The organism is Pseudomonas sp. CMR5c (assembly GCF_003850545.1).
In the GTDB taxonomy this organism is placed as follows: domain Bacteria; phylum Pseudomonadota; class Gammaproteobacteria; order Pseudomonadales; family Pseudomonadaceae; genus Aquipseudomonas; species Aquipseudomonas piscis.
The window spans coordinates 1,158,466-1,183,538 of sequence record NZ_CP027705.1 but is presented as its reverse complement, the minus strand read 5'-3'; the positions used below and the strand labels follow the sequence as shown (position 1 = coordinate 1,183,538).

Genomic DNA, 25,073 nt, shown 5'->3' with positions numbered 1-25,073 from the left:
CTCGCCATCCTATGGGCCGCGCACGAGGTGCGGGTGGCAATTAACGCTGTGTTCAAATCCACATCCTGAATATCGTTGATTGCATGCCCCTGGCCACGCACCACCCGGGGGACGGGTGGTTTTACACAAGAGCCAGAAAAGCATTCGGCGCTGTATTCAACAGCGCCGTGGGTGATTACTTGATCAGGCCAACCCGCGAGAAATTCGGCAGGTGGCTGAGTTTCGGTTCGGGCCAGCTCATCCAGACTGCAAAGGCCTTGCCGACGATATTCTTGTCGGGAACCATGCCCAGCAGGTCCTTGGGAATGCTCGGGTCATCCCAGTAGCGACTGTCGTTGGAGTTGTCGCGGTTGTCGCCCATCATGAAGTAGTGCCCGGCGGGAACTACCCAACGACCGTCCGGGGTAGCCCGATAACGACTCATTTCCTTGCGGATCAGGTGCTCGGCGGCGCCGAGTTTTTCTTTGTACAGTTCCGCGCTGCCCAGGGTTCCTGGCTCGGCCCCTACCAGTTGCTCCGCCACCGGCTGGCCGTTGACGAACAGGTGCTTGTCGCTGGTGTAGCGCACCTCGTCGCCCGGCAGGCCGACCACACGCTTGATGTAGTTGACATTCGGATCGCTCGGGTAACGGAACACCATCACATCGCCGCGCTGCGGATCACCGACCTCGATGACCTTCTTGTCGATCACCGGCAGGCGAATGCCGTATGAGAACTTGTTCACCAGGATGAAGTCGCCCACATCCAGGGTCGGCTTCATCGAGCCCGATGGAATCTGGAACGGTTCCACCAGGAACGAGCGCAGCACCAGGACGATGAAGAGCACCGGGAAGAACGACTTGCCGTATTCAACCAGCAGCGGTTCCTTGTTCAGCTTCTCGACCACCAGACCATCCGGCTGGCTGACGCTGCCCTGATAGTTGGCGATGGCTGCGCGGCGACGCGGAGCCAGGAACACCAGGTCGAGCAACGCCAGGAAACCGCATACGAAGACAGCGATGACCAGCAACAGCGGGAAATTTAGTGACATAGGACCTAACTATCCAACCTGAGCACAGCAAGGAAGGCATCCTGTGGAATCTCCACGTTACCCACTTGCTTCATGCGTTTCTTACCGGCTTTCTGCTTTTCCAACAGCTTGCGCTTACGGCTGACGTCACCGCCGTAGCATTTGGCCAGTACGTTCTTTCTGAGGGCCTTGACGGTTGTCCGCGCGATGATCTGACCGCCGATGGCGGCCTGGATTGCCACGTCGAACATCTGCCGAGGAATCAGTTCTTTCATCTTCTCGGTCAACGCACGCCCTTTGTAGTGGGCATTGTCGCGGTGCACGATCAGGGCCAGGGCATCGACCCGGTCACCGTTGATCAGCACGTCCAGCTTCACCAGATTAGCCGACTGGTAGCGGTCGAAGTGGTAATCCAGCGAGGCGTAGCCACGGCTGGTGGACTTCAAGCGGTCGAAGAAGTCCAGTACCACCTCGTTCATCGGCAGGTCGTAGGTCACCTGGACCTGCGAACCGAGGAACAGCATGTCGCGCTGTACGCCGCGCTTCTCGATGCACAGGGTTATGACGTTGCCCAGGTGCTCCTGGGGCACAAGGATATTGGCCCGTACGATCGGCTCACGCATGTCCTCGATGGAGGACAGGTCCGGAAGCTTGGACGGGTTATCGACGTAGATGGTTTCACCGGTCTTGAGCAGCAGCTCGAAGATTACCGTCGGCGCGGTGGTGATCAGGTCCAGGTCGTATTCGCGCTCCAGGCGCTCCTGGATGATCTCCATGTGCAGCATGCCGAGGAACCCGCAACGGAAGCCGAAGCCCAGGGCGTCGGAGCTTTCCGGGGTGTACTGCAGCGAGGAGTCGTTCAGGGTGAGCTTCTGCAGGGCTTCGCGGAAGTCCTCGAAGTCGTCGGAACTGACCGGGAACAGGCCGGCATAGACCTGCGGCTGGATACGCTTGAAACCTGGCAGCACTTCCACGTCGGGCGTGGAGCTCAGGGTCAGGGTATCGCCCACTGGCGCACCATGGATGTCCTTGATGCCGGCGATGATGAAACCCACCTCACCGGCCTTGAGGTCCGCGGTAGCGGTGTGTTTCGGGTTGAAGACACCGACGCTGTCCACCAGGTGGATCTTGCCGGTGGACTTGACCAGGATCTTGTCGCCCTTCTTCACCCGGCCATGGCGCACGCGCACCAGGGACACGACGCCCAGGTAGTTGTCGAACCAGGAGTCGATGATCAGCGCTTGCAGCGGGTCTTCGATATTGCCGGTCGGTGCCGGGATGGTGGTCACCAGGCGCTCGAGCACTTCGTCCACGCCCAGGCCGGTCTTGGCGCTGCAGGTCACGGCGTCGGCGGCATCGATGCCGATGATCTTCTCGATTTCTTCCTTGACCCGCTCCGGCTCGGCCTGGGGCAGATCGATCTTGTTCAGTACCGGCATGACCTCCAGGCCCTGCTCGATGGCGGTGTAGCAGTTGGCGACCGACTGGGCCTCGACGCCCTGGCCGGCATCCACCACCAGCAGCGCGCCTTCGCAGGCCGCCAGGGAACGGCTGACTTCATAGGTGAAGTCCACGTGGCCCGGGGTGTCGATGAAGTTCAGCTGGTAGGTCACGCCATCGCGTGCCTTGTAGTAGAGGGTGACGCTGTGGGCCTTGATGGTGATCCCGCGCTCACGCTCGAGGTCCATGGAGTCCAGGACCTGGGCTTCCATTTCGCGATCGGCCAGGCCGCCGCACATCTGGATGAAGCGATCGGCCAGGGTCGACTTGCCATGGTCAATGTGGGCGATGATGGAGAAATTGCGGATATGACTCAAATCACTCACGGATGAACACTCAAAAAGGCTGCAGGCAGGGCCCGCCGAAAAATAGCCGGGAATTGTACCTGATACTCGGCACAAGCGTCACGCTCACCGGTCAGCGTCCGGCAAATGCAAAAACGCCCCGGCTTGCAGGCCAGGGCGTCGCACCAAAACGAGGCAAAAAGCCGCGTCAACCGGCCCGGCGCAGCATCCAGAACCCGGCGACCGCGCAGATCCCGGCCGGAACCAGCACCGCGAACAGCGGCGAGAACCCGAACACCAGGCTCGAAGGTCCCAGCAGGTCCTGGGCGATGCGGAACACGAAGCCCACCAGCACGCCGGTGAACACGCGTTGCCCCAGGGTCACCGAGCGCAGCGGGCCGAAGATGAAGGAAATCGCCATCAGCACCAGGGCCGCAGTCACCAGCGGCTGCAGGATCTTGACCCAGAACGCCAGCCAGTAGCGACCATTGTTCAGCCCCTGGTCAGCCAGGTAGTGGATGTAGCCCCACAGGCCGCTGATAGACAGGGATTCCGGCGCCATCACCACGGTGCTCAGCAGTTGCGGGCTCAAGGCCACATCCCAGCGCTCCTCGGGAACACTGATGACCTCGGTATGCCCCTCACGGAAATAGGTGGTGGTGACCTCGGTCAGCTGCCAGTAGTTCTCGTGGAAACGGGCCTGGCGAGCGAAGCTCGAGGACAGCATGTGGCGCTGGTCGTCGAAATGATAGCGAGTCACCCCATACAACAGGCCGTTGGGTTGCACAGCGTTGATATGGATGAATTCGTCGCCCTGGCGGTGCCACAGGCCATGCTTGGAGCTCTGGGCATCGCCGGAACCCTGGGCCAGGGCGCGAGCGGCCTGGGCCTGGGTTTCGGTGGCAGGCGCCACGTACTCGCCCACCAGCAGGCCAGCCAGCATCAGTACCAGCATCGGCTTCATCACCGCCCAGACGATCCGACCGACGGATACGCCCGCGGCACGCATGATGGTCAGCTCACTGTTGCTGGCCAGGGCGCCGAGACCGATCAGACAGCCGATCAGCGCGGCCATCGGCAGCATTTCATAGACCCGGCGCGGGGCAGTGAGCACCACGTAGCTCATCACGTCCATCACGGTGTAGGTATCGCTGATGCTGCCCATCTCATCGATGAAGGCGAACAGCGAGGCCAGCCCGAGGATGATCCCCAGGACCGCGAGAATCGCCATGAACACACTGCTACCGATGTAGCGATCGAGCTTAACCACGAGCCATCTCCTTCATGCTGCGACGACTCGCCATTTTCAAACGCAACGGTTCCCAATACATCAGTCCCAGGCCGATCACCAGGAACAGTACATGAACCCACCACAAACCCAGGGCCGGCGAGATCTTGCCTTTCTCCAGGGCGCCGCGCACGGAAATCAGGATGGTCAGGTAGGCCATGTACAAGAGGATCGCCGGGATCAGCTTGAGGAAGCGGCCCTGGCGCGGGTTGACCCGGGACAGCGGCACCGCCATCAGGGTCACGATGAACACCAGCAGCGGCAGGGACAGGCGCCACTGCAGCTCGGCACGGGCCCGCAGGTCGTCCTTGCCGATCAACTCGGAAGTCGGCATGGCGTCACGATCAGTGACCTCCTCGCTGATATCCGGGCGCTGCAGCAGTACGCCATAGGTGTCGTACTTGATCACCCGGTAGTTGGCCTCGCCCGGGTTGCCGTCATAGCGATAGCCGTTCTCCAGGATCAGGTAGCGGTTGCCGTCGGGCCGGATGTCCTGGTGCCCCTTCTCGGCCACCAGCACGGAAATGCCCTGGTCCTTCTTTTCCTGGTTCAGGCGCTTCTCGGAAATGAACACGCCGCCCAGCTGGGTGCGGTCGTCCGACAACTGCTCGGTATAGGTCACCCGGCTACCGTCGTTGAGGGCCTGGAAGCGCCCGGCCACCAGGGTGTCGAACTCGGTCAGGGCATCCTGCTTGTTCAGCAGCAACTGGAACTGGTTGGCCCCCTGCGGAGCCAGGCTCAGGCTCAACCAGGCCACCAACAAGGCCACCAGGGCCGCCGGGACCATGGTCAGGCCCAGCAGGCGCTGCTGGCTCATGCCGGTGGCCGAGAGCACGGTCATCTCGCTTTCGAGATAGAGCCGGCCATAGGCCAGGAGAATACCCAGGAACAATCCCAGGGGCAGGATCAGTTGCAGGAAACCCGGCAGACGAAAGCCCATGATCAGGAACAGCGAGCCCGGATCCAGGGCGCCCGAGGCAGCCTGTGCGAGGAACTTGACGAAGCGCCCGCTCATGATGATGACCAGCAGCACCGCGCTCACGGCACTGAGGGTCAGCAGGACTTCGCGGGAAAGATAACGAAAGACGATCAAACCAGACACTCCAGGGTTGTCAGGCTAAGGCGGCCGAACAAGCAAACGATCGAGCCGGCCCCAGGATGCAGGGCCGCCGAAAAAGAATGGCGCATTATCCTGTGAATGCATGCGCCTGTCACGGTGGATGCTCACCCGACGCGGCAAAGCGGCGAACTTGGGCCAAACGAGGGTTGTCAGCCGCAAGCACCGAGGTTCAAACTGGCGGCTTTGTCGTCGGCAGCACGCGACGCCTTCTTCTATATAGCTAAGCCCCGCGCTGGAGTCTTTCCCGCGCGCTTTGACCATTCATTCAGGGACCCGGACATGGAACTGGTTGTAAAAAGCGTTAGCCCGGAAACGTTGAAGACCGCCACCCTGGTGGTCGCCGTCGGCGAAGGCCGCAAACTCGGCAACGTCGCCAAGCAACTCGACGAACTCAGCGGCGGCGCCATCAGCGCCGTACTCAAGCGCGGCGACCTGGCTGGCAAGGTCGGCCAGAGCCTGCTGCTGCACGGTGTGGCCAAGCTCAAGGCCGAGCGCCTGCTGCTGGTGGGCATCGGCAAGGATGACGAACTGGGCGACCGTCCATTCCGCAAGATCATCAGCGGCGTGCTGAGCACCCTCAAGGGCCTGGGCGGCGCCGATGCGGTGCTGGCCCTGGACGAATTAGCGGTCAAGGGCCGCGACAGCTACGGCAAGACCCGCCTGCTGGCCGAGACCCTGCTGGACGGCGGCTACGTCTTCGATCGCTACAAGAGCCAGAAGGCCGAAGCCCGTCCACTGAAGAAGATCACCCTGCTGACCATCAAGGCCGCCCAGGCTGAAGTGGAACGCGCTGCGACCCACGCCCAGGCCATCGCCAGCGGCATGGCACTCACCCGCGACCTGGGCAACCTGCCGCCGAACATCTGCCACCCAAGCTTCCTCGGCGAACAAGCCAAGGCCCTGGGCAAGGAGTTCAAGGGGCTGAAGGTCGAGGTCCTTGACGAGAAGAAGATCAAGGAACTGGGCATGGGCTCGTTCTATGCCGTGGGCCAGGGCAGCGAGCAGCCGCCACGGCTGATCGTCATGCAGTACAACGGCGGCAAGAAGTCCGACAAGCCGTTCGCCCTGGTGGGCAAGGGCATCACTTTCGATACCGGCGGCATCAGCCTCAAGCCGGGTGCCGGCATGGACGAGATGAAGTACGACATGGGCGGCGCCGCCAGCGTCTTCGGCACCCTGCGTGCAGTGCTCGAACTCAAGCTGCCGATCAACCTGGTGTGCATCCTGGCCTGCGCCGAGAACATGCCTAGCGGCGGCGCCTCGCGTCCTGGCGACATCGTCACCACCATGAGCGGCCAGACCGTGGAAATCCTCAACACCGACGCCGAAGGCCGCCTGGTGCTGTGCGATGCCCTGACCTACGCCGAACGCTTCAAGCCCCAGGCGGTGATCGACATCGCCACCCTGACCGGTGCTTGCGTGGTGGCCCTGGGCGCCCACACCTCGGGCCTGCTGGGCAACAACGACGAACTGATCGGCCAGCTGCTCAGCGCCGGCCAGCAAGCCGACGACCGTGCCTGGCAACTGCCGCTGTTCGACGAGTACCAGGAGCAACTGGACAGCCCGTTCGCCGACATCGCCAACATCGGCGGTCCGAAGGCCGGCACCATCACCGCGGCCTGCTTCCTGTCGCGCTTCACCAAGAACATGAACTGGGCCCACCTGGACATCGCCGGTACCGCCTGGACCAGCGGCGGCAAGGACAAAGGCGCCACCGGTCGCCCGGTGCCGCTGCTGACCCAATACCTGCTGGACCGCGCCAAGGCCTGAAAACCATGACCGTGGGGGGCCAGGCATGAGCGCCGCGCCCTCCTCGGCTCAGGAACCCCGATGACCAAAGTCGACTTCTATATTCTCCCCAGCGCGGACCCGGCGGCCCGCCTGGATTTCGCCTGCAAGCTCACCGACAAGGCCTGGCGCATGGGCCACCGCATCTACCTGCATTGCAGCGATGCTGCCCAGCGCGACGAACTCGATGCCCGGCTATGGCGCTTCAAGGGCGAGACCTTCGTCCCCCACGGCCCCGCGGAGAGCGAGCCCGAAGGCCGGATCGTCCTGGGCCTGGGCCTGGACCCCGGCGAGCATGCCGACCTGCTGGTGAACCTGGACCTCAAGGTCCCGACCTTCGCCCCACGTTTTGCCCGGATAGCCGAGGTAGTGGTGGAAGAACCCACTATTCGTCAGGCCGCCCGCGAGAGTTTCCGTTTCTATCGCGAACAGGGCTATTCTCTGCAAGATCACCGCTTACAACGACTCTGAGCATCCGATGGACACTCCCAACCCACGCCCCAAGTCCGCACACCTGCTGGACGACCTCGAGTCGATCCGCCAACTGCTCGGTGACGAGAACCTGCAACCGCCGCTGCTGACCGAAACCGTCACCGGCGAAGGCCAGATCCCACTGCTGTTCGATATGGTGGGCAACCAGCAGCCCGCAGCGACGCCAGTGGAACCCACGACACCAGCCAAGCCCCAGGTACCGGCCGCCAGCTCCGAACCGGCTCCAGCCCCGACCCCAAAACCGGCCGCCAGCGCCAAGCCAGCCCCCGCCGACAGCAATGCCGATGCCCTGCTGCACCTGGACAGCGAACTGCGCGCTGCCGCCCAGCTGATCATGCAAGACGTGATCGACGACTTCGCCCCGCACATCGAGACCGAGATCAAGCGCCGCCTCGATGCCCGCCTGGAGCGCCTGCTCGCAGCAGCCACCAGCGGCAAGCCGTAAGCCACGAATCAAAGCCGGGCCTGGCCATCTTGTCGCTTGCCGCTTATGGCTTGCAGCTGCCCCCCTCCGCTATACTTCCCGGCTTTTCCTGAATAAATGCCAATAGGGTCCCGCCGCGCATGGATAAGACCTACCAGCCGCACGCCATTGAAACTTCCTGGTACCAGACCTGGGAGTCCGAGAACTACTTCGCCCCGCAAGGCGCGGGCGACTCCTACACCATCATGATCCCGCCGCCGAACGTCACCGGCAGCCTACACATGGGCCACGGCTTCAACAACGCGATCATGGACGCCCTGATCCGTTTCCGCCGCATGCAGGGGCGCAATACCCTGTGGCAGCCCGGTACCGACCACGCCGGTATCGCCACCCAGATGCTGGTGGAGCGCCAGATCGAAGCCCAGGGCCAGAATCGCCACGACCTGGGCCGGGAGAAGTTCCTGGAGAAGGTCTGGGAATGGAAGGATCAATCCGGTGGCAACATCAGCCGCCAGATCCGCCGCCTGGGTTCTTCCGTGGACTGGAGCCGCGAACGCTTCACCATGGACGACGGCCTCTCGGAAGCCGTGAAGGAAGCCTTCGTGCGCCTGCATGAAGACGGCCTGATCTACCGCGGCAAGCGCCTGGTCAACTGGGATACCAAGTTGCACACCGCGATCTCCGACCTCGAAGTGGAAAACCACGACGAGAAGGGTTTCCTGTGGAACCTGAAGTACCCGCTGGCCGACGGCGCCAAGACCGCCGAAGGCAACGACTACCTGATCGTCGCCACCACCCGCCCGGAAACCATGCTGGGCGACGCCGCCGTCGCGGTGAACCCGACCGACGAGCGCTACCAGGCCCTGATCGGCAAGTTCGTCGAGCTGCCGCTGGTTGGCCGGCACATCCCGATCATCGCCGACGATTACTGCGACCCTGAATTCGGCACCGGTTGCGTGAAGATCACCCCGGCCCACGACTTCAACGACTACGACGTCGGCAAGCGCCATAACCTGCCGCTGCTGAACATCTTCGACAAAAACGCCAGCGTCCTGCCGGCCTGCCAGGTATTCAACCTGGACGGCAGCCTGAACGACAGCATCGACGGCAAGATCCCGGCCGAATACGTGGGCCTGGACCGCTTCGAGGCGCGCAAGCAGATCGTCGCCGCCTTCGACGCCGCCGGCCTGCTGGTCAGCGTCGACGACCACGCCCTGAAAGTGCCGAAGGGCGACCGCTCCGGCACCGTCATCGAGCCCTGGCTGACCGACCAGTGGTACGTCTCCACCAAGCCGCTGGCAGAACCTGCCATCGCTGCCGTGGAAGATGGCCGCATCCAGTTCGTGCCCAAGCAGTACGAAAACATGTACTTCTCCTGGATGCGCGATATCCAGGACTGGTGCATCAGCCGCCAGCTGTGGTGGGGCCATCGCATCCCGGCCTGGTACGACGAGTCGGGCAAGGTCTACGTCGGCCGCAGCGAGGCCGAAGTACGGGCCAAGCACAACCTCGGCGCGGACATCGCCCTGCAGCAGGACAACGACGTCCTCGACACCTGGTTCAGTTCGGGCCTGTGGACCTTCTCCACCCTGGGCTGGCCGGAGCAGACCGAATTCCTCAAGACCTTCCACCCCACCGATGTGCTGGTGACCGGTTTCGACATCATTTTCTTCTGGGTCGCCCGGATGATCATGCTCACCATGCACCTGGTGAAGAACGAGGACGGCACGCCGCAGGTTCCGTTCAAGACCGTCTATGTGCACGGCCTGGTCCGCGACGGCCAGGGCCAGAAGATGTCCAAGTCCAAGGGCAACGTCCTTGATCCGCTGGATATCATCGACGGCATCGACCTCGAGACCCTGGTGCAAAAACGCACCACCGGCCTGATGCAGCCCAAGCTGCAGAAAGCCATCGAGAAGCAGACCCGCGCCGAGTTCGCCGACGGCATCGCCAGCTATGGCACCGACGCCCTGCGCTTCACCTTCTGCTCCCTGGCCACCACCGGCCGCGACATCAAGTTCGACATGGGGCGCGTCGAGGGTTACCGCAACTTCTGCAACAAGATCTGGAACGCCGCGCGCTACGTGCTGGACAAAGGCGAAGACTGCGGCCAGAACGGCGAGGCTTACGAGCTGTCCCTGGCCGATCGCTGGATCATCTCGCAGCTGCAGCGCACCGAAGCCGAAGTCACCCGCCAACTCGACCAGTTCCGCTTCGACCTGGCCGCCCAGGCGCTGTACGAGTTCATCTGGAACCAGTACTGCGACTGGTACCTGGAACTGTCCAAGCCTGTACTGTGGGACGAGAACGCTCCGGTCGAGCGCCAGCGCGGCACCCGTCGGACCCTGGTGCGCGTGCTGGAAGTGGCCCTGCGCCTGGCCCATCCGTTCATGCCGTTCATCACCGAGGAAATCTGGCAGCGCCTGGCGCCGCTGGCAGGCAGCACTGGCAAGACCATCATGCTGCAACCATGGCCGGTGGCCGTCGAGGCCCGCATCGACCAGGCGGCCGAGGACGACATCGAATGGCTCAAGGGCCTGATGCTCGGCACCCGTAACATCCGTGCCGAGATGAACATCGGCCCGGGCAAGCCCCTGGCACTGTTCCTGAAGAACGCCAGCGCCGAAGACCAGCGCCGCCTGGCCGAGAACGAGGCCCTGCTGAAGAAGCTGGCCAAGCTCGAGTCCATCACCGTGCTGGGCGCCGGCGACGAAGCACCGCTGTCGGCCACCGCCCTGGTCGGCGAGATGGAAGTGCTGGTGCCAATGGCCGGCCTGATCGACAAAGGTGCGGAACTGGCTCGCCTGGACAAGGAAATCCAGCGCCTGCAAGGCGAAGTGCAGCGTGTAGGCGGTAAGCTGTCCAACGCCTCCTTCGTCGACAAGGCCCCTGCCGAGGTGATCGAGAAGGAACGCGCCAAGCTGGCCGAGGCCGAGCAGGCCCTGGGCAAACTGGCCGAGCAGCACGCACGGATCTCCAGCCTGTAACGGCGACCAGCGCGACGTGAAGAAGGGAGGCCCACAGGGCCTCCCTTTTTTTTATGGCGTTTGTCCGCTCCTCTCTTGTCGCTCACCGCTTGAAACTTGCCGCTGCTGTTGTGGGACAATGCCCGCCAATTTGAGCCAGCCCCGAATTCATTCCGCCATGACCGCCCCCAACACCCCCAAGCCGCCGCGCAAGAAGCCCAAGCCCGCCACTGCAGCCAAGGTCGCCGCCCCCCGGGAAAAAGCCAGCCTGCACCCGCGCAACCGCCACCAGGGGCGCTACGACTTCCCGCAACTGATCAAGGGCACCCCGGAACTGGGCCAGTTCGTGATCCTCAACCCCTACGGCAAGGAAAGCATCGACTTCGCCGACCCCGCCGCCGTGCGCGTGTTCAACCGCGCCCTGCTCAAGGCCTTCTACGGCATCGCCCATTGGGACATTCCAGCGGATTTCCTCTGCCCGCCGGTGCCCGGCCGCGCCGACTACGTGCACTTTCTCGCCGACCTGCTGGCCAGCCACAACCAGGGCGAGATTCCCCGGGGCGCAGCCGTACGGGCGCTGGATATCGGCGTCGGCGCCAACTGCATCTATCCACTGATCGGCTACAGCGACTACCGCTGGCACTTCCTCGGCTCGGACATCGACAGCACCGCCCTGGCGGCGGCCAAGACCATCGTCCAGGCCAATGGCTTGAGCAAGGCCATCAGCCTGCGCCAGCAAGGCAACCCGAAGCGGATCCTCGACGGCTTGCTCGACAGCAACGAGCGCTTCGACCTGACCCTGTGCAATCCGCCCTTCCACTCCTCCCTCGAAGAGGCCACTCGGGGTAGCCAGCGTAAATGGCGCGCCCTGGGCAAGGCCGACCCCAAGCGCAAGCTGCCCGTGCTGAACTTTGGCGGCCAGGCCCGGGAGCTGTGGTGCGAAGGTGGCGAGATCGGTTTCGTCAGCCAGCTGATCAGCGAAAGCGCCGCGCTCGGCCAGCAAGTGCTGTGGTTCAGCACCCTGGTGTCGAAGGCATCGAACCTGCCGGCGATCGACAGCGCGCTGCGCAAGGCCGGGGTCCTGGAAAGCCGGGTAGTGGAAATGTCCCAGGGGCAGAAACAGAGCCGCTTCGTGGCCTGGACCTTCAAGGACAAGGCACAGCAACAGGCCTGGAGTCAGGAGCGCTGGGCAGGGAAGAACTGAGTCGGCGGGGGATTCAGCGACGATTCACCTTGCGTGAACCGTTATCACACAAACCGTGCCCGGAAGACTCTGAGCACGGTTTCACTGCAGGTATTACTTGTTGATAGCGTCGGTCAGGCCTTTGGCCACAACCAGCTTGATCACTTTCTTGGCAGCGATTTCGATGGCAGCGCCAGTCGATGGGTTACGGCCAGTACGGGCAGGACGCTCGGTCACTTTCAGTTTGCCGATGCCTGGCAGAGTGATTTCGCCGCCATTTTCCAATTGATCAGCAACGATCTGGGCCAGTTGATCCAGGGCGTTACGCGCGGTGGTTTTCGGCGCGTCGATAGCTTCAGCGATATCGGCGATCAGTTGGTCTTTAGTAATAGCCATTATGGTGTTCCTTCCCTATCAAATTCATTTGGATTGCAGAGTGCAGTGTCAGCCATCGAGCCAGATCTTGTGGATCTGGCACCCCGGTTACAACCACGACGGATCGGGGTTATAGATACCGAATTCTGGGTTTGGTTCGACCCGACAAATGCTGACTGCACGCTTAACGCAGAGACACCGCGTAAGACGGGGCAAAACTAGCACACAGACGGCGAAATATCCGCCTCTACCTAGCCATTTGGTCAGCTTTATTGCTCTAAATCGGTAAAAAACTGCATAAGCTGCACCTACGAGCCGTTCATCGCCCGGCCAACCCCGCCAAAACCAGCGGGTGCGGTACACTGGGCACTTTTTCAGGGGAGCCCGCCCTCCCCCCTTCAACCAGCCGAGAAGCCCATGCCGATCCGTCATTGCATCGTCCACCTGATCGACAAGAAACCCGACGGCAGCCCTGCCGTGCTGCACGCCCGCGACTCGGAGCTGGCAGAGTCCGCGGCCATCGAGAACATGCTCGCCGACCTCAACGAAAGCTATAACGCCAAGCAGGGCAAGGCCTGGGGCCTGTTCCATCCGGAGTCCGGCGCCTTTCCCTTCAGCGGCTGGCTGAAGGAATACCTCGACGGTGGCCAGGACTTCACCGCCTTCAGCCGAGTGGCGGTGGAACACCTGCAGAAGCTGATGGAAGAATCCAACCTGTCGGTGGGCGGTCACGTGCTGTTCGCCCACTACCAACAGGGCATGACCGACTACCTGGCCATCGCCCTGCTGCACCACAGCGAAGGCGTGGCGGTGACCGACCAGCTGGACGTGACGCCCTCCCGTCACCTGGATCTGGGCCAACTGCACCTGGCGGCGCGGATCAACGTCTCCGAGTGGCAGAACAACAAGCAGTCCAAGCAGTACATTTCATTCATCAAGGGCAAGAACGGCAAGAAGGTCTCGGAATACTTCCGCGACTTCATCGGTTGCCAGGAAGGCGTCGACGGCCCGGGCGAGACCCGCACCCTGCTCAAGGCCTTCAGCGACTTCGTCGAAAGCGAAGACCTGCCCGAGGACTCGGCGCGGGAGAAGACCAAGGCCCTGGTGGACTACGCCAGCAGCCAGGCCAAGCTCGGCGAGCCCGTAGGCCTGGAAGAGCTGTCGGAGTTGATCGACGAAGACCGGCCGAAGGCGTTCTACGACCATATCCGCAACAAGGACTACGGCCTGTCGCCGGAAATCCCGGCAGACAAGCGCACCCTCAACCAGTTCCGCCGCTTCACCGGCCGCGCCGAGGGCCTGTCCATCAGCTTCGAGGCCCACCTGCTGGGCTCGAAGATCGAGTACGACGAAGAAGCCGGGACCTTGATCATCAAGGGCCTGCCGACCCAGCTGACCGACCAGCTCAAGCGTCGCAACTGATGCTCCAGGGGGTCTTGAAGAAGTTCCTGCTGATCCTGCTGGTAGTGGTGCTCTACCAGCACTGGGGCAAGATCGAGCGATTGTTTGATCCCGGCGCGGCGGTTTCCGAGACCACCCGTAGCCAGGCCAAGGTAGTGCTGTACGCCACCGACTGGTGCGGCTACTGCAAGGCCACCCGGCGCTTTCTCGACCAGAAGGGCATTCCCTATCGGGAGTTCGATATCGAGAAAGACCCCAGCGCGCGCCAGGCCTACATCGACCTGGGTGGCGCCGGGATTCCGATCCTGGACGTGAACGGCACCCTGATCCGCACCTACGATCCCGACGCCATCATGGCCGCCCTGCCCAAGTAGCGGCCATGGCAGCAGTTCACTGGGCCTGGATGCCAAACCCCAGGCGCGGGAAGTGCACATGCACCACACCGGCGCGCGGGTCCTCGCGACGCAGGATCAGCTCTTCGCTCCCGGCGAACAGCAACTCCCCGGCCACCGGATCGACCCCATAGTCGGTCGCGGCAATCACCACCTGCTGGCCGGCCTTGAAACCATTGGGATCGGCGAAAGCTTCCTGGGGCAGCGGGGCCGGCGTGGCGGCGTGCGCCACCGCCAGGGCCTCTTCGGCGCTCATCTCGCTGGAGGCGCCGTGGCCGAAATCCAGCACCCGGGCCAGCCAGGCGGCGACCGCCGGGTATTCATCCACCAGCGGCGCGGTCACCGGGGTGCCCTTGAGGAACCACAGGGGATGGGCCATGGCGATGTCGGCGATCGACGGCTGGCCAAACAGGAAGTCCCCCGGCTCACGTTGCAACTGCTGCTCCAGGCGCGCCATGAAAGTCGGCCATTGGTGCTTGGCCTGCTCCAGGGGTACCCGGCTGGCACTGCCGCCACTGAACAGCCCGGCCCGGTCGGCCATGAACGCCTTGCGTGCCTCCGGCGGCAGCTTGCCAAAGCGCACCGCAGCCGACTCAGGCTGGAACACCAGGGTCACCGCATGCTGGAACACCGTCGAGTCGGCCCAGGCGGCGAAGGTCGCGCTGGTCAGCTCCTGACCTTCGGGAAACAGCGCCGGGCTGGCTTTTTCCTGCTCCAGGCGCCTGGCGATCATGGCCGTATCGCAATAGACGTCGGCTCCGACCTGCAGCACCGGAGTCTTGCGATAACCACCGGTCAGCGCGGTCAGGTCGGGCTTGGGCATCACCGGGGCGATCTTCACCGAACGCCAGGAAAGCCCCTTGAAACCCAGCAGCAAGCGGGCTTTCTCCGCAAAGGGTGAGGTCGAGTAATGATGAAGGATCAACTCAGACATACCAGGCTCCGCCATGAGAAAAAGAGGCTTGAGCTTAGCGCGCAATCGACGGATGACCTACGAATTCGACTGATGGGAAACCATCAGTCAGATTGATGACTGCCCTGCCGCCCCCGCCACCAGGCACTCCTTGGCACTCTTCTTGAGTTTCTTGATCAGCCGCTCCTGGCGCAGGGCTTCGCTCTTGTCGCGACAAGCCTCGGTATAGACCAGCGCGACCGCCGGACTGGAGAGAAAGAAACGCGCGCCCTTGCCGCTTTGGTGCTTGGCGAAACGCCGCTGCGGATCGTCGCTGATACCGCAGTACAAGGCACCATTGGCCGCCCGCACCAGGTAAACGAACCAGGGTTTGCTGGCCGCTGCCGGTGGCACGGCGCATGCGACGGGGGACGGATCGGGGTTGGTCACGAAAGGCATCGGGCTTGTGGATAACAAGCCGCGATCTTAACAGAGGATGGATTCAGCGACCGCCCTGGAAAGCCTTCAGACCCTTGCGCGCCTGGGCACGCACGGCATTCTTCAGCAGTGGCGTCCAGCCCAGCAGCAAGCCCTTGGCTCCCAGGGCCTGGCGAGCCCAGCGCCACATGTCGAAATGATCGTGGTGCTCGCAGATCTTGCCGTCGCGGAACACGAAACGCGCCTGGATATCGTTGACCACGGTGCGCCCGGTCTGGCTGAACAGGTAGGTCGCCACCCAGTGCGCGCCACCGCTGCGCTCATCGGCGCGCGCACTGTCGAAGGTCAACGAGAAATCCTTGGCCCGCGAGGCCAGCATGCGCCACATGTCGCCGGCGTCACGCCCGCGCAGCTCACCGAACGCCGGATCGCTGAAGAGCACATCCTCGGTGTAGCAGGCGCTCATGGCCTCGGCATCCAGGCGTTGGAAAGCCTGGTAGAACTCGCTGATCAGCGCACGATGGGCATCGCTCATGGACAGACTCCGAAGGGACGTGGAATGCCTGCACGATAATCCGCAAACCGGCGGAACACTACCGACATTTGCCGGGTAAATACCGTCGGTGAGGCCGCTCAGATCCTTTCGCTTTGCACCTGCACGTAAAGCGCACGGCCGGCGCCCAGCCCGGCGATGATGGCGCCACCGCCCAGCACCGCGAAGATCCAGCCCAGGGCATTCCAGCCACCGGTCCAGTCGTGCACCAGGCCCACCGCGAACGGGCCCATGGATGCCAGCGTATAGCCGATGCCCTGGGCCATGCTCGACAGGTTGGCCGCCACGTGGGTATCGCGCGAGCGCAGCACGATCAGGGTCAGGGCCAGGCTGAAGGTGCCGCCCTGGCCGAGGCCCAGGAGGATCGCCCAGCCCCACAGGCCATCGAGCGGCGCGTACAGGCAACCGAACAGGCCACCCAGGGTCATCAGCATGACGATCACGATGGCCAGGCGCTGGTCCTTGCCCCGGGTCGCCAGCCAGGGAGCGGCCAGGGAGCTGATCAACTGCACGATCACCGAGCCCGACAGCACCAGCCCGGCCTGGGTCGGGCTCAGGCCACGACCGATGAGGATCGACGGCAACCAGCCGAACACGATGTAGGCCAGGGAAGATTGCAGGCCCATGTACAGGGTCACCTGCCAGGCCAGGCGGTCACGCAACAGCCCCCGCACGCGAAAAGCCACATGATGGGCGCCGTGCTTCTGCCCGACCTGGGGCAGCCAGAACAGCCCCGCCACCAGCGCCGGCACCACCCAGAAGCCCAGGCCCATGGTCCAGCTGTCGCCAAAGGCATGGCTCAAGGGCACGCTGGCTCCGGCCGCCATGGCGGCGCCCAGGCACAGGGCCATGGTGTAGACCCCGGTCATGGTCCCGGCATGGTGCGCGAAATCACGCTTGACGATACCCGGCAGCAACACGCCGATCACCCCGATGCTGGCGCCCGCCAGGATGCTCCCGGCGAACACCCCGACCTCACCGAACGAGCTGCGCACGACAATGCCCAGGGCCAAGGTCAGCAAGATCCCCAGCACCACCCGCTCGGCGCCGAAACGCCGGGCCAGCACCGGCGCCAGCGGCGCGAACAGGCCCAGGCACAACACTGGCAAAGTGGTCAGCAAACCGGCCTTGGCTGCCGACAGCCCCAGGTGCTGCGATACATCACTGAGCAGCGGCGCCATGCTCGACAGCGCCGGCCGCAGGTTCAGCGCCACGAGGATCAACCCCAGCAGCAACAACCAGGGGCGACGCAGCACCGGGGGAGCCTGCTGTACTTCTTCGTCGTCGGCCTCGGCGTCGATCAGCAGTTCCGGCGGTGGGGTATGGGGGGATGCCTGGTGGTTGGACATGGTCGGTCTCGGCTTCAGGATTCGTTGATCAGTTGGCGGGAAATACCCTTGGCGCGCTCGGGGTCGCCTTGTTCGATGGCATCGAGCAAGTGCTGGTGCAGGTCGAAGACGTCCTGGCGGCGCGGAGTGATGGTCAGGCTCTGGCGCAACTGGGCCCCCACCACGCTGGAGAAGTAGCGGTACAGCTGGCTGAGGGTCGGGTTGTGCGCAGCGTCCACCAGCCGTTGGTGGAACACCAGGTCGCAGGCGATGTAGCGCTCCAGGTCACCATGGAAGTGCCCACTGCTGTCATGCAGGGCCACCTGCAGCTCGTGCAGGTCCTGCTCGGTGCGACGCAAGGCCGCCAGGCCCACGGCCTCCACTTCGAGGATCTGCCGGGTTTCCCGGGCCTGCTCCACGGAGCACTGGGACAGGGCCTGGAGCATGTCCAGGGGATCGGCCACCGCCCGCAGGTAACTACCGTCGCCCTGGCGGATCTCGATCAACCCGGAAAACGCCAGAACCCGCATCGCCTCGCGCACCGTGTTGCGGCTGATGCCCAGCTCGGCCGCCAGTTCCGGCTCGGTAGGCAGGCGCTGGCCAACGACCCAGGCGCCCCGGGTGATCCGCAGGCGCAGCTGCTCCAGAGCCTGGTCGACCAGGGAGCGTTTGATCAAAGGAGACATTTCACTCATGGCATGCGCTCTTATCATCCAATCATTGGACGAATTTACCGACATGGTATTCAGGCTTTTCGCGGAGTTCAATGTTCTGTCTTGCAATTCCTCCTGTACCTCATCCTGCAAGTTGAAGGACATAGCTGGCTATCCCCAGGCGGGCGCCAGCCTGTTAGTGTTACGCCAGCAACCGCTGGCCTTGGCGCCATCCTCACCGATCAATTTGCCGCGCCCCTGGGCCATGCCCGGGCCGGCGCACATGCACACAATTGGAGCAACCATGACCCAGCCCCTGACCCTTCAGCCCAGCAAGCCTGCCGATGCCTGCGTGATCTGGCTTCACGGCCTGGGCGCGGATCGCTACGACTTCCTGCCGGTGGCCGAGGCGCTGCAAGAGACGCTGCTCAGTACCCGCTTCGTCTTGCCCCAGGCGCCGACCCGCGCGGTGACCATCAATGGCGGCTACGCCATGCCCAGCTGGTACGACATCCTGGCCATGAACCCGGCCCGGGCCATCAGCCGCGAGCAACTGGAGGAATCGGCCGACGAGGTCATCCGCCTGATCGAGGAGCAACGGGCCAGCGGCATCGACGCCTCGCGAATCTTCCTCGCCGGCTTCTCCCAGGGCGGCGCGGTGGTGCTGCACACCGCCTTCCTCAGGTGGCAGGGCCCCTTGGGCGGCGTGCTGGCGCTGTCCACCTATGCCCCGACTTTCAGCGACGAACTGCAACTGTCGGCCAGCCAGCAGCGGATCCCGGTGCTGGCGCTGCACGGTCAGTACGATGAAGTGGTGCAGAACGCCATGGGCCGCACCGCCTACGAACACCTCAAGCAACGCGGGGTCGACGTGAGCTGGCAGGAATACCCGATGGAACACGAGGTGCTGCCCGAGGAAATTCGCGACATCGGCACCTGGCTGGCCGCGCGCCTGCGCTAACCGTCCGCCCAGGGAACACAGGGCGAGCAACAGACTACGCCGCGCCCGTTTCTTGCATTACACTGGCCGGCGTACATTCCTTAACCAATTGATGAGATGACCGTGCTCAAAGCACTCAAGAAAATCTTCGGTAAAAGCGAGGCAGAGCCGATAGCGCCAAGCCCCAGCGCTCCCATCCCCCCTTCCAGCAGCCGCAATGACGGCCACCAGCCGGAACGGAGCGCGCCCGCTACCGCCACTAAAAAAGAACCGGTGACCACACCGGCCACCCCTTCCACTCCCAAGGCGCCGCGCGCGGAAAAACCCAAGGCCGAGCAGCGTCGCCCACGCGCCCCGAAACCGCCGGTCAGTACCTGGAAGCTCGAGGACTTCGTGGTCGAGCCCCAGGAAGGCAAGACCCGTTTCCATGATTTCAAGCTCGCCCCGGAACTGATGCATGCCATCCACGACCTGGGTTTCCCCTACTGCACGCCGATCCAGGCCCAGGTACTGGGCTTCACCCTGGCGGGCAAGGACGCCATCGGCCGCGCCCAGACCGGCACCGGCAAGACCGCCGCGTTCCTGATCTCGATCATCACCCAGCTGCTGCAAACCCCGCCGCCCAAGGAACGCTACATGGGCGAGCCGCGGGCGCTGGTCATCGCCCCGACCCGGGAACTGGTGGTGCAGATCGCCAAGGACGCCGCGGCGCTGACCAAGTACACCGGCCTGAACGTGATGACCTTCGTCGGCGGCATGGACTTCGACAAGCAACTCAAGCAGCTCGAAGCCCGCCACTGCGACATCCTGGTGGCCACCCCCGGCCGCCTGCTGGACTTCAACCAGCGCGGCGACGTGCACCTGGACATGGTCGAGGTGATGGTGCTGGACGAAGCCGACCGCATGCTCGACATGGGCTTCATCCCCCAGGTGCGGCAGATCATCCGCCAGACTCCGCCCAAGAGCGAACGCCAGACCCTGCTGTTCTCGGCCACCTTCACCGAAGACGTGATGAACCTGGCCAAGCAGTGGACCACCGATCCGGCGATCGTCGAGATCGAAGCCGAGAACGTCGCCAACGCCAACGTCGAGCAGCACATCTACGCCGTGGCCGGTGCCGACAAGTACAAGCTGTTGTACAACCTGGTCAACGACAACGGCTGGGAACGGGTGATGGTCTTCGCCAACCGCAAGGATGAAGTGCGGCGCATCGAGGAACGCCTGGTGCGTGACGGCGTCAATGCCGCCCAGCTGTCCGGCGATGTACCGCAGCACAAAAGGATCAAGACCCTGGAAGGCTTCCGCGAAGGCAAGATCCGGGTCCTCGTGGCCACCGACGTCGCCGGCCGCGGCATCCACATCGACGGCATCAGCCACGTGATCAACTTCACCCTGCCGGAAGTCCCCGACGACTACGTGCACCGTATCGGCCGGACGGGCCGGGCCGGCGCCGACGGCGTATCCATCAGCTTCGCCGGCGAGGACGACTCCTACCAGTTGCCGGCGATCGAGGAACTGCTGGGACGCAAGATCAGCTGCGAAATGCCGCCCACCGAGCTGCTGCGCGCCGTGGAGCGCAAGCGCCCGCAAGCCTGAGTCCAAACGGACCCGGCCAAGCAAAGACGCAGCCCTGGGGCTGCGTTTTTTTTCGCCTGGATATTGCCCATATAAACTAAAAGTCCATAATGGACAAATAAGTTTATAAAAACGGAGTACTTCCATGTCCAGCACGCCATTCGTGATTGCCCAGCCCCAGGCCCGCCAGTTGCTCGAGCAACTCGACGTGCCCCGGATCCTGCGCAAGCTGTTCCGTGACCTGGCCGCCGGGCTGGCCGTGCAACCACCGCAACAGCTGGTGGAATTCCCCCAGGGCGCCGGGGACTTCATCAACTTCCAGGGCGTGCTGGCCGAAGATCGGGTCTACGGGGTCAAGACTTCCCCCTACATCGTGCGTACCCAAGGCCCGCTGGTCACCGCCTGGACGCTGCTGATGTCCATGGACCACGGCCAACCGCTGTTGCTGTGCGATGCCGGGGAACTGACCACCGCTCGCACCGCCGCCACCACCGCCGTCGCCGTCGATGCCCTGGCCGGCCCCGGCGTCCAGCGCCTGACGATCATCGGCAGTGGCCCGGTGGCCCAGGCCCACCTGCACTACATCAAGGACCTGCGCCCCTGGCAGGACATCCGCCTGTACTCCCCGAGCCTGGCCCGGCGGTCCGCAGCGGAGCGCGCGCGCCTGCAGGCCCTCGACCCGCGCCTGGTGCTCGTCGACCAGCGCGAGGCGGCCCTGGAGCAAGCCGAGGTGATCCTGCTCTGCACCTCGTCCGCCGGGCCAGTGATCGATCCGCGCCAGCTAAAGCGGCCCGCGCTGATCACCTCCATCAGCACCAATGCGCCACAAGCCCATGAGGTGCCGCCCGCTGCCCTGCAGGACATGCAGGTGTACTGTGACTACCGGCGCACCACCCCCGGCGCGGCCGGCGACATGCTGATCGCCAGCCAACAGCACGGCTGGGACAGCGGGGCAATTCTCGGCGACCTGCCGGAGTTGCTCAGCGACCAGGCCCGGATGCCCAGCGGCGAACGCCACATGTTCTTCCGCTCCATCGGCCTGGGCCTGGAAGATATCGCCCTAGCCAACGCCCTGTACCACTTGCGCCGCCAGCAATGAGCACCAGTTACCTGAATCCTTTGCGGAGTTTCGAATGACCGAAGCAGACTTCATCATAATTGGCGGCGGTATTGCCGGGGCTTCCACCGGTTACTGGCTGTCGCGCCATGGCCGGGTGCTGGTGCTGGAACGCGAATCCCATCCGGGCTACCACTCCACCGGCCGCTCCGCCGCCCTCTACACCGCCGCCTACGGCACGCCCCAGGTCCGCGCGCTGACCCTGGCCAGCCGGACGTTCTTCGACCAGCCGCCCGAAGGCTTCTGCGAGCATCCGCTGCTGAGCCCACGAGGCGAGATGACCGTGGACTTCGACAACGACCCCGACGAGTTGCAGCGCCAGTACCTGAGCGCCAAGGCCAGCGTGCCGCAGATGCAACTGCTCGACGCCGACGAAGCTTGCGCCCGTCTGCCGATCCTGCGCCGCGACAAGGTCCACGGCGCCCTCTACGACCCGACTGCCAGCGACATCGACACCGATGCCCTGCACCAGGGCTACCTGCGCGGCATCCGCCGCAACCAGGGCCAATTGCATATCGATTGCGAAGTCCTGGGGCTGGAGCGCGATGCCCAGGGCCACTGGCTGGTACGCACCAGCGGCCAGACGTTCAGCGCCCCGGTGCTGATCAACGCCGCCGGCGCCTGGGCCGACCAGGTCGGCGTGCTCGCCGGCGCCCGGCCCCTGGGCCTGCAACCCAAGCGCCGCGCCGCGTTCATCTTCGCCGGCCCGCAAGACCCGGACTGCCAGCACTGGCCGATGCTGGTCAGCCTCGACGAATCCTTCTACATGAAACCCGATGCCGGCATGTTCCTCGGCTCCCCGGCCAACGCCGACCCGGTGCCGCCCCACGATGTGCAGCCGGAAGAACTGGACATCGCCCTGGGCATCCACCGGATCGAGGAAGCCACGACCTTGAGCATCCGCCGCCCGACCCGGACCTGGGCCGGCCTGCGCAGCTTCGTCAGCGATGGCGACCTGCTGGCCGGGTTCGATCCGCAAGTGCCCGGGCTGTTCTGGGTGGCGGGCCAAGGCGGCTACGGCATCCAGACCTCACCGGCCATGGGCCAGGCCAGCGCCGCCCTGGTACGCGACGGCGCCCTGCCGGAGGCACTGGCGGCCTTCAGTCTGGACGCCGCCATGCTGTCCCCCGCCCGCCTGGGCTGATACCTCGGGATGACGCGCCCGGACGATTGCGGCACACTCCCAGCGCCCGCCAACGGCGGGCGCTGAAGCCGCCAGGAGTACACCCATGACCACACCCGCAAAGGACCCTGCCCTGGACAATTTCCGGGCGATCGCCGACGCCATTGCCACCCTGTTCTTCCCCCACGCCGAAGTGGTGCTCCACGACTTGCGCACGCAGAAGGTCGACTACATCGCCAACAATCTGTCCAAGCGTGAAGTGGGTGACGACGCGGCCCTGGAAGACATGCTCAGCGGCGACAGCGATGAACGGAACATCGGCCCCTACGAAAAACTCAACTGGGACGGCCAGAAGATCCGCAGCCTGAGCACCGTGCTGCGCGACGCCAAGGGCCAGCCGTTGGCGGTGCTGTGCATCAACCTGAACATCTCGCTGTTCGAGAATGCCAAGGCCGCGCTGGACCTGTTCCTCTCCCCCAGCAAGCTGATCCCACAGCCAGACTCACTGTTTCGCGATGACTGGCAGGAGCGGATCAACACCTTCCTGCACAACTGGCTGCGCGAGCGGCAGTTGGGGCTGAACCTGCTGACCCGCGACCACAAGCGCGAACTGGTGCTGGCGCTGCACGCCGAAGGCGCATTCAAGGGCAAGAGCGCTGCCAACTATGTGGCCAACGTGCTGAACATGGGCCGGGCGACGGTGTACAAGCACCTCAAGGAACTCAAGGAGCAGTGATCCTCGGCGAGCGATCGCCCCTGGGAGCGATCGCTCGCAAACGCCTGCGGCATCAGTCGCCGTAGATATCCGACTTGAAGTACTTGGCCTGGATCTTCTGGTACTCGCCGTTGGCGCGGATGCCGGCGATGGCCTTGTCCAGTTCGCCCACCAGTTGCTCGTTCCCCTTGCGCACGGCGATCCCGGCGCCCTCGCCGACGTACTTCGGATCCTTGAGCTCCGGGCCGACGAAGGCATAGTCGGCGCCGCGGGGCATCGACAGGAAATCCTCCAGCGGGATGGTGTCGGCGAAGATCGCATCCAGGCGCCCCGCCGCCAGGTCCATGTAGATCTCTTCGTTATTGCTGTAGCGCGTCACCTTGATGCCCTTGGGTTCCAGGACCTCGGTGGCGTAGCGGTCGGTGGTGGTGGAACGCTGCACACCGATGGTCTTGCCCTTGAGGCTCTGGTACTGGTCGTCCACCACGGCGCCTTTCTTCATCACCAGGCGCGACGAGGTGAAGTAGTACCTGTGGGTGAAATCCACCGACTTGCGGCGCTCGGCGGTGATGGTCATGGACGACAGCGCGGCATCGATCTTCTTCACCTTCAGCGACGGAATCAGCCCATCGAACTCGACCTCGGTCCACTCGCACTTGACCTGCATCTGCGCGCACAGGGCATTGCCGATGTCGTAGTCGAAGCCAGCGATCTTGCCTTCGGCGGTCTTGAAGGCAAAGGGTGGATAAGCGGCCTCGATCCCGAAGCGCAGGGTCTTCTCGGCGGCCGAGAGCTGGGTGCACGCCAACAGGCCCAGGACCAGGCCACTGATGAGGGGGAGTTTTTTCATGTTCGTTCTCTCGCGAATTGTTGTTGGTTTGGCAAGACAGAAAGAAGAGGTGGAACGGCGGAGCTGTTTTGTACTTTGAAATCCATACTGGACTTTAATGTATATATCGTCAACGGGGCACGATAAAGCCTGCACCTGGTGATCACCAGGAACAGACGCGCGGCTTGGCAGGTTTTGCACAAGGCGCAGGAATGCGCCAGGGCCTGTGGTGGATCAGTCTTCCCAGCGCTCGGCGGCGGCCTGGTCACTGTGCCGGCCTTCGACCCAGCGCGGGCCATCGGCGGTCTGCTCCTTCTTCCAGAACGGCGCCCGGGTCTTGAGGTAATCCATCACGAAGGCACACGCGTCGAAGGCCGCCTGGCGATGGGCGCTGGCGGCGGCGACGAAGACGATCGGCTCACCCGGGGCCAGGGCGCCGATGCGGTGCAGGATCTCCAGCTTGAGCAACGGCCAGCGCTGCCCGGCCTCCTCGGCAATCTTGGCCAGGGCCTTCTCGGTCATGCCCGGATAGTGCTCGAGGAACATCCCGTGGACATCCTGGCCATCGTTGAAATCACGCACGTAGCCGACGAACCCCACCACCGCGCCGACGCCGACATTGGCCGCGTGCATGGCATTGAGTTCGGCGCCGGGATCGAATGCCGCGTCCTGTACCCGAATGCCCATG

General features: G+C 63.9%; 24 protein-coding genes. 12 read left to right on the top strand and 12 right to left on the bottom strand.

All coding sequences use genetic code 11. The annotated features are described in order from the left end of the window. Positions 1–175 precede the first annotated feature (175 nt). From lepB to lptF, 4 genes are all read right to left on the bottom strand, one after another. The gene (gene lepB / locus C4K40_RS05405) at positions 176–1,030 is read right to left on the bottom strand and encodes a signal peptidase I (RefSeq protein WP_016967828.1); all 855 of its coding nucleotides are present in this window, start codon (positions 1,028–1,030) and stop codon (positions 176–178) included. A 5-nt stretch (positions 1,031–1,035) separates the two neighbouring features. Then, positions 1,036–2,835 (bottom strand): translation elongation factor 4, encoded by a 1,800-nt coding sequence (lepA, locus tag C4K40_RS05400; protein WP_053134309.1) that lies wholly within the window; start codon positions 2,833–2,835, stop codon positions 1,036–1,038. Positions 2,836–3,001: 166 nt separating this feature from the next. After that, positions 3,002–4,063 (bottom strand): LPS export ABC transporter permease LptG, encoded by a 1,062-nt coding sequence (gene lptG / locus C4K40_RS05395; RefSeq protein WP_022642468.1) that lies wholly within the window; start codon positions 4,061–4,063, stop codon positions 3,002–3,004. Next, entirely contained in the window at positions 4,056–5,174 is a 1,119-nt protein-coding gene (lptF, locus tag C4K40_RS05390; RefSeq protein WP_053134306.1) for an LPS export ABC transporter permease LptF, read from the bottom strand. The genes lptG and lptF overlap by 8 nt, the downstream gene beginning before the upstream one ends. A gap of 306 nt (positions 5,175–5,480) precedes the next feature. Here lptF and C4K40_RS05385 point away from each other — a divergent pair, with 306 nt between their 5' ends. The 5 genes from C4K40_RS05385 (at position 5,481) to rlmF (ending at position 12,075) form a co-directional block, all read left to right on the top strand. Continuing rightward, positions 5,481–6,971, top strand: a complete 1,491-nt coding sequence (locus C4K40_RS05385; RefSeq protein WP_053134303.1) for a leucyl aminopeptidase — start codon at positions 5,481–5,483, stop codon at positions 6,969–6,971. Between the two features lie 60 nt (positions 6,972–7,031). Further along, positions 7,032–7,460 carry a DNA polymerase III subunit chi gene (locus C4K40_RS05380; protein ID WP_022642466.1) on the top strand — a complete coding sequence of 143 codons (429 nt, stop codon included), beginning with the start codon at positions 7,032–7,034 and terminating at the stop codon, positions 7,458–7,460. A 7-nt stretch (positions 7,461–7,467) separates the two neighbouring features. After that, positions 7,468–7,926, top strand: coding sequence for a hypothetical protein (locus C4K40_RS05375; RefSeq protein ID WP_053134300.1), 459 nt, complete (start codon positions 7,468–7,470; stop codon positions 7,924–7,926). Between the two features lie 119 nt (positions 7,927–8,045). Continuing rightward, positions 8,046–10,892 carry a valine--tRNA ligase gene (locus C4K40_RS05370; RefSeq protein ID WP_053134297.1) on the top strand — a complete coding sequence of 949 codons (2,847 nt, stop codon included), beginning with the start codon at positions 8,046–8,048 and terminating at the stop codon, positions 10,890–10,892. A gap of 157 nt (positions 10,893–11,049) precedes the next feature. Further along, positions 11,050–12,075, top strand: coding sequence for a 23S rRNA (adenine(1618)-N(6))-methyltransferase RlmF (rlmF, locus tag C4K40_RS05365; protein WP_022642463.1), 1,026 nt, complete (start codon positions 11,050–11,052; stop codon positions 12,073–12,075). A gap of 93 nt (positions 12,076–12,168) precedes the next feature. Here rlmF and C4K40_RS05360 read toward each other — a convergent pair whose 3' ends face one another. Next, complete coding sequence (locus C4K40_RS05360; RefSeq protein WP_022642462.1) at positions 12,169–12,450, bottom strand: HU family DNA-binding protein; 282 nt, start codon at positions 12,448–12,450, stop codon at positions 12,169–12,171. Between the two features lie 396 nt (positions 12,451–12,846). On the opposite strand from C4K40_RS05360, the gene yejK reads away from it, so the two are divergent. Together yejK and C4K40_RS05350 are read left to right on the top strand one after the other, a co-directional pair. Continuing rightward, positions 12,847–13,851 carry a nucleoid-associated protein YejK gene (gene yejK, locus C4K40_RS05355; protein ID WP_022642461.1) on the top strand — a complete coding sequence of 335 codons (1,005 nt, stop codon included), beginning with the start codon at positions 12,847–12,849 and terminating at the stop codon, positions 13,849–13,851. Further along, on the top strand, positions 13,851–14,204 hold the full coding sequence (locus C4K40_RS05350) for a glutaredoxin family protein (protein ID WP_022642460.1): 354 nt from the start codon (positions 13,851–13,853) through the stop codon (positions 14,202–14,204). Before yejK ends, C4K40_RS05350 begins: the two co-directional genes overlap by 1 nt. Before the next feature lie 16 nt (positions 14,205–14,220). On the opposite strand, the gene C4K40_RS05345 is transcribed toward C4K40_RS05350, so the two are convergent. The 5 genes from C4K40_RS05345 to C4K40_RS05325 all read right to left on the bottom strand — a co-directional run bounded on the left by C4K40_RS05345 (position 14,221) and on the right by C4K40_RS05325 (position 18,128). Continuing rightward, on the bottom strand, positions 14,221–15,156 hold the full coding sequence (locus C4K40_RS05345; RefSeq protein ID WP_031320940.1) for a glutathione S-transferase family protein: 936 nt from the start codon (positions 15,154–15,156) through the stop codon (positions 14,221–14,223). Between the two features lie 87 nt (positions 15,157–15,243). Then, entirely contained in the window at positions 15,244–15,573 is a 330-nt protein-coding gene (locus C4K40_RS05340) for a GIY-YIG nuclease family protein (protein WP_022642458.1), read from the bottom strand. A 43-nt stretch (positions 15,574–15,616) separates the two neighbouring features. Then, positions 15,617–16,087 (bottom strand): nuclear transport factor 2 family protein, encoded by a 471-nt coding sequence (locus C4K40_RS05335; RefSeq protein ID WP_053134294.1) that lies wholly within the window; start codon positions 16,085–16,087, stop codon positions 15,617–15,619. Between the two features lie 98 nt (positions 16,088–16,185). Beyond that, complete coding sequence (locus tag C4K40_RS05330) at positions 16,186–17,454, bottom strand: CynX/NimT family MFS transporter (protein ID WP_022642456.1); 1,269 nt, start codon at positions 17,452–17,454, stop codon at positions 16,186–16,188. A gap of 14 nt (positions 17,455–17,468) precedes the next feature. Continuing rightward, complete coding sequence (locus C4K40_RS05325) at positions 17,469–18,128, bottom strand: FadR/GntR family transcriptional regulator (RefSeq protein ID WP_022642455.1); 660 nt, start codon at positions 18,126–18,128, stop codon at positions 17,469–17,471. A gap of 262 nt (positions 18,129–18,390) precedes the next feature. Between C4K40_RS05325 and C4K40_RS05320 the strand changes: the two genes are divergently transcribed. From C4K40_RS05320 to C4K40_RS05300, 5 genes are all read left to right on the top strand, one after another. Beyond that, positions 18,391–19,047 carry an alpha/beta hydrolase gene (locus C4K40_RS05320; RefSeq protein WP_053134291.1) on the top strand — a complete coding sequence of 219 codons (657 nt, stop codon included), beginning with the start codon at positions 18,391–18,393 and terminating at the stop codon, positions 19,045–19,047. Positions 19,048–19,143: 96 nt separating this feature from the next. Next, positions 19,144–20,622 (top strand): ATP-dependent RNA helicase RhlB, encoded by a 1,479-nt coding sequence (gene rhlB / locus C4K40_RS05315; RefSeq protein WP_031320938.1) that lies wholly within the window; start codon positions 19,144–19,146, stop codon positions 20,620–20,622. Positions 20,623–20,746: 124 nt separating this feature from the next. Then, positions 20,747–21,700, top strand: a complete 954-nt coding sequence (locus C4K40_RS05310; protein WP_053134288.1) for an ornithine cyclodeaminase family protein — start codon at positions 20,747–20,749, stop codon at positions 21,698–21,700. Between the two features lie 34 nt (positions 21,701–21,734). After that, a complete protein-coding gene (locus C4K40_RS05305) occupies positions 21,735–22,862 on the top strand; it encodes an FAD-binding oxidoreductase (protein ID WP_053134285.1) in 1,128 nt (375 codons plus the stop codon). Positions 22,863–22,947: 85 nt separating this feature from the next. Then, positions 22,948–23,577: a transcriptional regulator gene (locus C4K40_RS05300; protein WP_022642450.1), complete on the top strand. Its 630-nt coding sequence runs from the start codon at positions 22,948–22,950 to the stop codon at positions 23,575–23,577. A gap of 52 nt (positions 23,578–23,629) precedes the next feature. Here C4K40_RS05300 and C4K40_RS05295 read toward each other — a convergent pair whose 3' ends face one another. Continuing rightward, the gene (locus tag C4K40_RS05295) at positions 23,630–24,406 is read right to left on the bottom strand and encodes an ABC transporter substrate-binding protein (RefSeq protein WP_053134282.1); all 777 of its coding nucleotides are present in this window, start codon (positions 24,404–24,406) and stop codon (positions 23,630–23,632) included. 213 nt (positions 24,407–24,619) lie between these two features. Further along, positions 24,620–25,072 (bottom strand): molybdopterin synthase catalytic subunit MoaE, encoded by a 453-nt coding sequence (moaE, locus tag C4K40_RS05290; RefSeq protein WP_022642448.1) that lies wholly within the window; start codon positions 25,070–25,072, stop codon positions 24,620–24,622. Position 25,073: the final 1 nt, after the last annotated feature.

Bases quoted from the DNA above. Each gene is read 5' to 3' on its own strand.
- lepB (WP_016967828.1), bottom strand. From the start codon at position 1,030: ATGTCACTAAATTTCCCGCTGTTGCTGGTCATCGCTGTCTTCGTATGC.
- C4K40_RS05385 (WP_053134303.1), top strand. From the start codon at position 5,481: ATGGAACTGGTTGTAAAAAGCGTTAGCCCGGAAACGTTGAAGACCGCC.
- C4K40_RS05380 (WP_022642466.1), top strand. From the start codon at position 7,032: ATGACCAAAGTCGACTTCTATATTCTCCCCAGCGCGGACCCGGCGGCC.
- C4K40_RS05375 (WP_053134300.1), top strand. From the start codon at position 7,468: ATGGACACTCCCAACCCACGCCCCAAGTCCGCACACCTGCTGGACGAC.
- C4K40_RS05370 (WP_053134297.1), top strand. From the start codon at position 8,046: ATGGATAAGACCTACCAGCCGCACGCCATTGAAACTTCCTGGTACCAG.
- rlmF (WP_022642463.1), top strand. From the start codon at position 11,050: ATGACCGCCCCCAACACCCCCAAGCCGCCGCGCAAGAAGCCCAAGCCC.
- C4K40_RS05360 (WP_022642462.1), bottom strand. From the start codon at position 12,450: ATGGCTATTACTAAAGACCAACTGATCGCCGATATCGCTGAAGCTATC.
- yejK (WP_022642461.1), top strand. From the start codon at position 12,847: ATGCCGATCCGTCATTGCATCGTCCACCTGATCGACAAGAAACCCGAC.
- C4K40_RS05350 (WP_022642460.1), top strand. From the start codon at position 13,851: ATGCTCCAGGGGGTCTTGAAGAAGTTCCTGCTGATCCTGCTGGTAGTG.
- C4K40_RS05345 (WP_031320940.1), bottom strand. From the start codon at position 15,156: ATGTCTGAGTTGATCCTTCATCATTACTCGACCTCACCCTTTGCGGAG.
- C4K40_RS05340 (WP_022642458.1), bottom strand. From the start codon at position 15,573: ATGCCTTTCGTGACCAACCCCGATCCGTCCCCCGTCGCATGCGCCGTG.
- C4K40_RS05335 (WP_053134294.1), bottom strand. From the start codon at position 16,087: ATGAGCGATGCCCATCGTGCGCTGATCAGCGAGTTCTACCAGGCTTTC.
- C4K40_RS05330 (WP_022642456.1), bottom strand. From the start codon at position 17,454: ATGTCCAACCACCAGGCATCCCCCCATACCCCACCGCCGGAACTGCTG.
- C4K40_RS05325 (WP_022642455.1), bottom strand. From the start codon at position 18,128: ATGAGTGAAATGTCTCCTTTGATCAAACGCTCCCTGGTCGACCAGGCT.
- C4K40_RS05320 (WP_053134291.1), top strand. From the start codon at position 18,391: ATGACCCAGCCCCTGACCCTTCAGCCCAGCAAGCCTGCCGATGCCTGC.
- rhlB (WP_031320938.1), top strand. From the start codon at position 19,144: ATGACCGTGCTCAAAGCACTCAAGAAAATCTTCGGTAAAAGCGAGGCA.
- C4K40_RS05310 (WP_053134288.1), top strand. From the start codon at position 20,747: ATGTCCAGCACGCCATTCGTGATTGCCCAGCCCCAGGCCCGCCAGTTG.
- C4K40_RS05305 (WP_053134285.1), top strand. From the start codon at position 21,735: ATGACCGAAGCAGACTTCATCATAATTGGCGGCGGTATTGCCGGGGCT.
- C4K40_RS05300 (WP_022642450.1), top strand. From the start codon at position 22,948: ATGACCACACCCGCAAAGGACCCTGCCCTGGACAATTTCCGGGCGATC.
- C4K40_RS05295 (WP_053134282.1), bottom strand. From the start codon at position 24,406: ATGAAAAAACTCCCCCTCATCAGTGGCCTGGTCCTGGGCCTGTTGGCG.
- moaE (WP_022642448.1), bottom strand. From the start codon at position 25,072: ATGGGCATTCGGGTACAGGACGCGGCATTCGATCCCGGCGCCGAACTC.